Origin of the sequence: Planktosalinus lacus, assembly GCF_014640155.1 — a bacterium.
Taxonomy (GTDB): domain Bacteria; phylum Bacteroidota; class Bacteroidia; order Flavobacteriales; family Flavobacteriaceae; genus Planktosalinus; species Planktosalinus lacus.
Window position 1 is genome coordinate 78,776 of sequence record NZ_BMGK01000012.1, and the last position, 8,027, is coordinate 86,802.

The following is an 8,027-nucleotide window of genomic DNA, read 5'->3' on the forward strand; positions in this document are numbered from 1 at the left end:
TTATGAACAAATACAAGTTTCGTCTATTTTTATTTTTTTTAAACATTTTTCACATCTTTTTGCAATCACTTTTGCCGGATTTCCAACAGCAATTGAGTAAGCGGGAATGTCTTTTGTAACAATAGATCCTGCACCAATAATTGAAAAATCTCCAATTTCAATTTCTGGAAGTAATACACAATTTGAAGCTATCCAAACATTATATCCAATTTTTAGAGGCTTAGCTCTTATATGCGCGGTTAAATTTTTGTAGGCATGATTTGCACTTATGAAACTGCAATTATAAGACCAGATAGTACCTTCACCGATTTCTATACCATTAATGGCTTGATAATAGCAGCCACCAGAAGTTGCAAACGACAAGTGAACCGTGTTTTTTCCATTGGAAATAATCTTAACTTTATTAGGAGAGTTTATTCTAGATGTAAAATGAATCAAATATTTTCCTCTATTTAAAAAGAACAAATACTTACAAATCATATTAAGAGAGTATGTGCCATAGCCACAAGCATACAATCTTTTTTCTAAAAAATTGTTTACAAATGGTATAAATTTAAAAAACCTAACAAGTTTAATCATAAAAAAAATTATGCTTTTTTTAAACTAAAGAATATTAATTTATTAAATCATTTTGTTCTTTAATAATCCACTCAGCCAATAGTTCAAAATGATCTGAAATGTTTAAACCTAATTCCTTATTCATTTCATCGAGTAAGGGTTTATAAGGCAGGCCAATAAATTTATTTTTTGGCTTTGATCGAGTTTCACGTAAAGTATTTATTAAAACTTGAGGGGTATAAGGCAATAATATTTTTTTTAAAGTTGCTTTTTTTCTTTTTCTTTTAGCTTCTGGAATAAAATCTATATCTAATTCTTTGAAAAAAAGTTCAAATATTTCCCTTTTATAAAATTTGGCATTTAATTTTAGATTAAAGGGAAGGCATCTAAAAAAGCTTGATATTTCTTGATCCCATAAAATCATTCTATGTTCGTAACCAAAAAACTCATAATTTCTTACCGAATTTACAACGTACTTTGCTTGGCGCTCTTTAATGTTATAGTTATCTATCAAAGAATAGGATAGTTTATTTTTATTGTAATATTTTTTCAAATGTTTTTCAATAGTTTTATCTGATTTATATTTTTTTAGTACAAAATGTCTTTTGGTTATTTGTTTGGTAAACTCTCTTTCATTATATATGTAAATATCACTAGGGTAGAGATAGTCACCTACTAGCATATCACCTGAATGTCCAGGAGCGAATATAGAATCTTTTGGTATTAGATTTTTATTTTTCATTTCTCTTACAAAAAAATAATCCTGAAGTACAACAAGAGAAGTATTATTGTAACTGAATTTTATAAACTCTTTAAATTCATCATCGTATAAATAGTCAGAGGTTACGTATGTTTTATCCGTTTCAAATAACAGCCACTTATATCCCAATTTTTCTGCAACTCTTTTTGAAATTTGTACTTCATCATTGTTTTTATTACCATAAGTAAAACAAATTACATTTTTATATTTTTCTTTGTACAAAAGTGACACAACTAGTCTTGAATCATAACCACCACTTAAAGGGACTATAATTGTGCGACCTGAAGCACTTTTAATGAGCCTTTGTGTTGCGTTTTTTATTACATTTTCAAACATGTCCTTTAATAATGAAACATTCTTAAATATTTCATTGGTTCCAACAGAAAAACTGTCATAAATCATACTATTTATTTCACCATCAAAACAAACACATTCACCTGCTTGCAGTTGATTTACTTCATTTAAGATAGTTTTTTTGCCTAAAACATAACGCATACCTAAAAACTGTTTACTAGAATTAGAATCTTTAACGATATCCTTAAAGCTATCTGTGAATGTGTTGTCCGTCACCAATATTGATTGTTTTTGTATATGGTAAAAGAGTGGAAATGTTCTGGTTGGATCTACAGCAGCATATAGGGTAGCTTCTTTTTGAAAAACTATACTGAACAAACCTTTAAATGACTTTAATAAATTTTCAAAATCAAGTAAAGAATTTATGGAATTCAATAAAGATTCCAGTTCATCGATATTCAATATTTCTCCCTTATAAAAAATGTATCCTTTATAATAGAGATTTTCCTTACTGTACCACTTAAATCCATAATTATAATTAAGTAATATTTTTTGTTCTTTCATTTTAAATAATATTTAATTTATTATTGATTCTTTGGCTATTTTTATTAGATAAAAGCCTAATATGACATTGAAAAAAACTCCAACAAGAGCATAACAGAGTATAGCCTTGTTAAATGTTAAACCGTAATAAAAGGGCAGCCAAAGTGCTATAAATCTGCTTATTAAAAGAAAACTTTCATAAAACAATAATACTTTCTGCTTATTTAATACTATTGTTAATGTTGATATGGGGCTATTAGCAATAACTAGAGCCTGCCAAAAACAAAGATATTTCATTATAGGAATTGCTTCTATCCATCCTTCGCCTAATAATAATGGAATTATATAAGGAATTATTAAATATGCTGTACCAAAAACTATTATTCCAAAAAGCAACAAACCAAAATATACTTTTTTAACAAAAGAATACAACTCACTTGCTCGCTCATTATAAATATCAGCAAATTTTTTGTAAAAAATCTGACTCAATGACCCTGATATAAGTTGGGATGGTATTGAAATAATTTTGGCGCCTACAGCGAAAAAACCTAATGGTGTCGCTCCGTAAAAACCAAGTAGAACTAGTGAAGGAATATTATTTGATATTGTATTTACAAGGGCGTTTGAGCTTGTATATTGAACAATATCTTTATACTTTTTTAAAGATAATTTATATAATTGTTTTGAATAGCCAACATAATTTATTTTAAATTTAGACTTTAAAAAAATATTTAATAAAATATAACTAAAAAAATGTCCTATTATTAATGAAATAGAATTGTTGAAAGTATAGAATAACAAAAGTGAAACCAAGAAAAATGACGTTGGTAATATTAACCTAGATATTGATAAACTCTTAAATTTATCTTGACTAACTAGTACACTTTGACTGGTGTTAGACAAGGCAACTAGAATGCTGCCAAGCAACACAAGTAAAAATAACAGAGAACCAGTAATACCAAAAACTAAATCTAAAAAATCAAGACCAGCTAAAAGAAAAACAAAATATATAAAAATCAGAATACAGCTTATTACTACAATATTGGTAATTGTTGCAAGAAAAAGAGTGTTTTTAATTTTAGAAGATTTTGGTAATACTATTGCCGTTTCTAATTTTAAAGTTAAAAATATACTTAAAATAACCAATATAGACCTATACGTTGCGTGATATCCAAATATATCTGGAGAAAAAAATCTTGAGAGTATTGGTATAGTCAAAATCGCAATTACTTGCATCCCCACAGTACTTAAAATCATATAATATGAGTTTCTCATAAAATTAGATTTTAAGTAATGCTGAATCATCAACGTTATTTTTTGAATGTTATACAAACTAAAAAAATTAAGCTAATTGAGTTTTATAAATACTTAATTATATGACTTATAATCAAGCTACTAGCCTTTCCATCACCATAAAAGTGATTCTCAAAGTTTGGTTTTAACTGTTTGGCTTCATTAAAAGCTTTGATAATTTTAGACTCAGAAGCACCTACCAGCTGATTCACCCCGTTATCAACCAATTCAACCCACTCTGTTTCTTCTCTCAAGGTGATGCAGTATTTTTTTGAGAAATAAGCTTCTTTTTGTAACCCGCCACTATCGGTCATTACCAGTTGACAATGGTTTAGTAAATACAACATCTCCAAATAACCCACAGGTGGCACCAATTGCACCCTATCAGAAATTTCAACATTATTCTTTTCCAAAATATTTTTTGTCCTTGGATGAATGGGCAAAACCACCGGTATTTCAGTAACTATAGTATTAAAAGCCGAAAATATTTCTTTTAGGTTATTGATATCATCTGTATTTTCTGCCCGGTGAACTGTTGCCAATATAAAATTCTCAGGTAATTCAAAAGTGGGCTCTTTTGCCATTTTGGAAAAATGCAAAGTCGTATCATACATGACATCACCCACATTCAAAACTTTTGATTTAAAATTATCAAACCCTTCTTTTTGAAGATTTTTAACAGCTGTTTCAGAAGGACAAAACAATAAAGTACTGATCCTATCGGTCAATATTCTGTTGATTTCCTCCGGCATTTTCATATTAAAAGACCGCAAACCTGCTTCCACATGGGCGACTTTAATATGTAACTTGGAGGCAGCTAGGGCACCTGCTAAAGTGGAGTTGGTATCACCATACACCAAAACATAGTCTGGTTCTTCATTAATAAGGATTTTTTCAACTTCTTCGAGCATTCTTCCTGTCATGGCCCCATGTCCTAAACTATTGATGTTTAGCAAATAGTCAGGTTTAGGTATTTTCATTTCATCAAAAAACACAGTACTCATATTTGGGTCAAAATGCTGTCCCGTATGAATTATCACTTCATTGATAGCTTCAAGTGGATTATTTTGATTGTGTGTCAAAATTGCATTACTTATTGCTGCAGCTTTTATAAATTGTGGCCTCGCGCCAATAATGGTTACAATTTTCATTATGCATTTCTTTTAAAAGGATGAGAAGAAAGTTCTTTTTTAGCTAAGGGGTGATACTCTCCTTTAAGACCAATGGGTTTAGCGTTTCGGATTGTATGGACAATTTCAATAGCCTGTCGGGCATCCTCAAGCCCATAACCTTTCCCGCCTAAGATATCTTCATAACTTCGGGTATGTAAATCTGTAAACCCACCACTAAACTCCAATTCTTTACCCTCTATGGTTATGGAGCGATAGGTACGTTGTCCTTTGGCCTGCACTTCTTTCGGCAACACGTCTTCATTGATGGATAAAAACCAGCGAACCCGTGCACGTTCTAGTTCCAAATAACCGGCTGCCCTGTCATGAGTGTGAAGGTGAACCACATTCTCTTTTACATCTCCAAAAATCCACGACAACATATCATAAAAATGAACACCTATATTTGTTGCAATACCTCCAGACTTAGTATTGTCCCCTTTCCAGGAAGTATAATACCAATTACCTCTGGAAGTCAAGTAGGTTAAATCAACATCATAGATTTTATCCTTAGGTCCATTTTCAATTTTGTTCTTTAAATCTATTATACTTTGATGAACCCGTAGTTGTAATATATTCCAGATTTTATTTCCTGTTTCGTTTTCGATATTTTGCAAAGCATCTATATTCCATGGATTTAGAACAAGGGGCTTTTCACAAATGGCATCTGCACCCTGTCTCAAAGCAAAACGAATATGGGAATCGTGTAAATAGTTTGGAGTACAAATACTCACATAATCGAGATGAACATCCTTATCATACTGTAGTTTTGAAATATGCCTGTCAAAGCGTTCAAACTCGGTGAAGAAATCGGCATTGGGAAAATAACTGTCTATTACCCCCACACTGTCAAAATTATCAAGGGCTGCAACCAGGTGATTACCGGTATCTTTTATAGCTTTCATATGGCGTGGTGCGATATACCCTGCAGCACCTATCAATGCAAAGTTTTTCATATAATACTCTATTTAATTCTTGATACCTTGTTGTTTTCCAATTTGTATTCTTGTTTTGATTCAGGACAAATGGCAATTTGTTTTTCATTAAAGTTTAGTTTATGACCATATTCACTCACCCAACCAATTTGCTTGGCAGGGTTGCCAACAACCAGTGCGTAATCAGGGACTTTTTTAGTGACCACAGCCCCTGCTCCTATAAAAGCAAAGGTTCCTATATCATTCCCACAAACAATGGTAGCATTTGCTCCGATTGAAGCTCCTTTCCTAACGGTGGTTTTTGAATACTCCCCTCTTCTGTTAACAGCACTCCTGGGATTGATGACATTTGTAAAAACCATAGACGGCCCTAAAAAAACATCATCTTCACAGATAACACCCGTATAAATTGAAACGTTATTTTGAACCTTAACATTCTTTCCAAGTATTACATCCGGTGAAATGACAACATTTTGTCCAATATTACATTTGTTGCCAATCACCGCTCCGGGCATAATATGTGAAAAGTGCCAAATTTTTACATCGTCACCAATTTTACAACCTTCATCAATGACTGCTGTTTCGTGTACAAAATATTTCATAGTCTTATAATTTCATATCCGCTTCTTCCAACACCCCCTTTACGTCATACACAATCGCTGTTTCCTTTTTCAAGGGCGTTAAGTCCAGGGTGAGAAACTCCTTATGAGCTACGCCGAGGACGATGGCGTCAAACGCGTTCCCTTCGACAAGCTCAGGGTAACTCTTTAGTCCGTATTCGTGCATGACTTCTTCGGGGTTGGCCAGTGGGTCGTAGATGGTGACGGTCACGCCGTAGTCTTGCAGGGCGTGTATGACATCGACGATTTTGGTGTTGCGCACATCGGGGCAGTTTTCTTTGAAGGTGATGCCCAGCATGAGTACTTCGGCGCCTTTAATGGAAATGTCTTTTTGAATCATGGTCTTGACTACCTGGGCGGCGACGTATTCACCCATGGAGTCGTTGAGGCGGCGTCCTGCCAAAATGATCTCGGGGTGGTAGCCGTGTTCCTGTGCTTTTTGTGCTAAATAATAAGGGTCTACCCCTATGCAGTGTCCGCCTACGAGTCCCGGTTTGAAGGGCAGGAAGTTCCATTTGGTACCTGCGGCTTCGAGTACGGCCCGGGTATCGATGTTGAGGATATTGAATATTTTGGCGAGTTCGTTGACAAAAGCAATGTTGATATCGCGCTGGCTGTTTTCGATGACCTTGGCGGCTTCGGCTACTTTGATGCTGGGTGCGAGGTGGGTCCCGGCCGTAATGACGCTTTTGTACAAAGCATCTACCTGTAGCCCGATCTCGGGTGTCGAACCGGCGGTCACTTTTAAAATCTTATCGACGGTGTGTTCCTTGTCACCCGGGTTGATGCGCTCGGGCGAATAGCCCACAAAAAAGTCTTTGTTGAAGGTGAGTCCGCTCTCGCGTTCGAGTACGGGTACACACTCTTCCTCGGTCACCCCTGGATAGACGGTAGATTCATAGATGACGGTATCGCCTTTCTTCAAAATACTGCCCACGGCCTCGCTGGATTTGTACAGCGGTGTGAGGTCCGGCCGGTGGTGTTTGTCCACAGGCGTGGGCACCGTAATGATATAGACATTGGCATCCTGAATGTCAATGAGGTGGTGAGTACAGAAGAGTCCGTTGCCCATCATATCCTCCCGAAACGGGCATTTGTCAAGCATGACAGCCTGCAGGTCGGCATCTTCTACTTCGAGGGTACTGTCGTGGCCGCTTTGGAGTTGGTCGATGCGTTTTTGGTTGATGTCATAGCCCACAACGGGGTATTGAGTGGCAAAGAGTCTTGCGAGGGGAAGCCCGACATACCCCAGGCCAATAATGGCGATTTTATTCATAGGTTGATTGTCAATTAATTAAAAAAAATACCCCTACAGTTTAACGCCGGAAGCTACTGTTTGGTATGACCGGCTTTAAGTTTGTGAGGGGATATTGGTGCAAAGGTATGAAATCTGTAACTATTGAAAAATTAATAGTGAAGGATGAAGAATTATAAAGTGATTGGTGGACTGGTGATTAGTGATTGGTGATTGGTGATTGGTGATTAGTGACTAGTGATTAGTTTTCTAACACTAATCCCTAATTACTAGTTACTAGTTACTAATAGATTCCCTCCTTCGGTAAACCTTCGGAGGGTGAAAGGTGGATGAATTAAAAATTAATAATGAAGAATTAAAAATGGTCAACCTATATCAGGGACGACAGTCAGTCTTAATACTTAATACTATTTTGGATTTTGGAATTTGGATTTTGGAATTTGGATTTTGGAATTTGGAATTTGGAATTTGGTACTTGGATTTTGGAATTTGGAACTTTGTACGTCCCTGATATAGGTTGACCACTTAGAGTCAATTTATATGAAAGCAAATGTAAAATTAATTAGTAAACATCGGAAGTATTCAGAAGAATTAAAAAAG

At 34.8% G+C, this 8,027-nt stretch carries 7 protein-coding genes; all 7 read right to left on the bottom strand.

Annotation, left to right across the window (positions count from 1 at the left end; genetic code table 11):
• The 7 genes from IEV69_RS13985 to IEV69_RS12830 all read right to left on the bottom strand — a co-directional run bounded on the left by IEV69_RS13985 (position 1) and on the right by IEV69_RS12830 (position 7,448).
• The gene (locus tag IEV69_RS13985) at positions 1-579 is read right to left on the bottom strand and encodes an acyltransferase (RefSeq protein ID WP_188443073.1); all 579 of its coding nucleotides are present in this window, start codon (positions 577-579) and stop codon (positions 1-3) included.
• A gap of 34 nt (positions 580-613) precedes the next feature.
• The gene (locus IEV69_RS12805; RefSeq protein ID WP_188443075.1) at positions 614-2,176 is read right to left on the bottom strand and encodes an asparagine synthase C-terminal domain-containing protein; all 1,563 of its coding nucleotides are present in this window, start codon (positions 2,174-2,176) and stop codon (positions 614-616) included.
• Positions 2,177-2,188: 12 nt separating this feature from the next.
• A complete protein-coding gene (locus IEV69_RS12810; RefSeq protein ID WP_188443076.1) occupies positions 2,189-3,430 on the bottom strand; it encodes an oligosaccharide flippase family protein in 1,242 nt (413 codons plus the stop codon).
• Between the two features lie 83 nt (positions 3,431-3,513).
• On the bottom strand, positions 3,514-4,599 hold the full coding sequence (wecB, locus tag IEV69_RS12815) for a non-hydrolyzing UDP-N-acetylglucosamine 2-epimerase (protein WP_188443077.1): 1,086 nt from the start codon (positions 4,597-4,599) through the stop codon (positions 3,514-3,516).
• Positions 4,599-5,573, bottom strand: a complete 975-nt coding sequence (locus IEV69_RS12820) for a Gfo/Idh/MocA family protein (RefSeq protein WP_188443078.1) — start codon at positions 5,571-5,573, stop codon at positions 4,599-4,601. The genes wecB and IEV69_RS12820 overlap by 1 nt, the downstream gene beginning before the upstream one ends.
• A gap of 8 nt (positions 5,574-5,581) precedes the next feature.
• On the bottom strand, positions 5,582-6,154 hold the full coding sequence (locus IEV69_RS12825) for an acyltransferase (protein WP_188443079.1): 573 nt from the start codon (positions 6,152-6,154) through the stop codon (positions 5,582-5,584).
• A 4-nt stretch (positions 6,155-6,158) separates the two neighbouring features.
• Positions 6,159-7,448: a nucleotide sugar dehydrogenase gene (locus IEV69_RS12830; protein WP_188443080.1), complete on the bottom strand. Its 1,290-nt coding sequence runs from the start codon at positions 7,446-7,448 to the stop codon at positions 6,159-6,161.
• Between the last annotated feature and the right edge of the window lie 579 nt (positions 7,449-8,027).

Bases quoted from the DNA above. Each gene is read 5' to 3' on its own strand.
- IEV69_RS12825 (WP_188443079.1), bottom strand. From the start codon at position 6,154: ATGAAATATTTTGTACACGAAACAGCAGTCATTGATGAAGGTTGTAAA.
- wecB (WP_188443077.1), bottom strand. From the start codon at position 4,599: ATGAAAATTGTAACCATTATTGGCGCGAGGCCACAATTTATAAAAGCT.
- IEV69_RS12830 (WP_188443080.1), bottom strand. From the start codon at position 7,448: ATGAATAAAATCGCCATTATTGGCCTGGGGTATGTCGGGCTTCCCCTC.
- IEV69_RS13985 (WP_188443073.1), bottom strand. From the start codon at position 579: ATGATTAAACTTGTTAGGTTTTTTAAATTTATACCATTTGTAAACAAT.
- IEV69_RS12820 (WP_188443078.1), bottom strand. From the start codon at position 5,573: ATGAAAAACTTTGCATTGATAGGTGCTGCAGGGTATATCGCACCACGC.
- IEV69_RS12805 (WP_188443075.1), bottom strand. From the start codon at position 2,176: ATGAAAGAACAAAAAATATTACTTAATTATAATTATGGATTTAAGTGG.
- IEV69_RS12810 (WP_188443076.1), bottom strand. From the start codon at position 3,430: ATGAGAAACTCATATTATATGATTTTAAGTACTGTGGGGATGCAAGTA.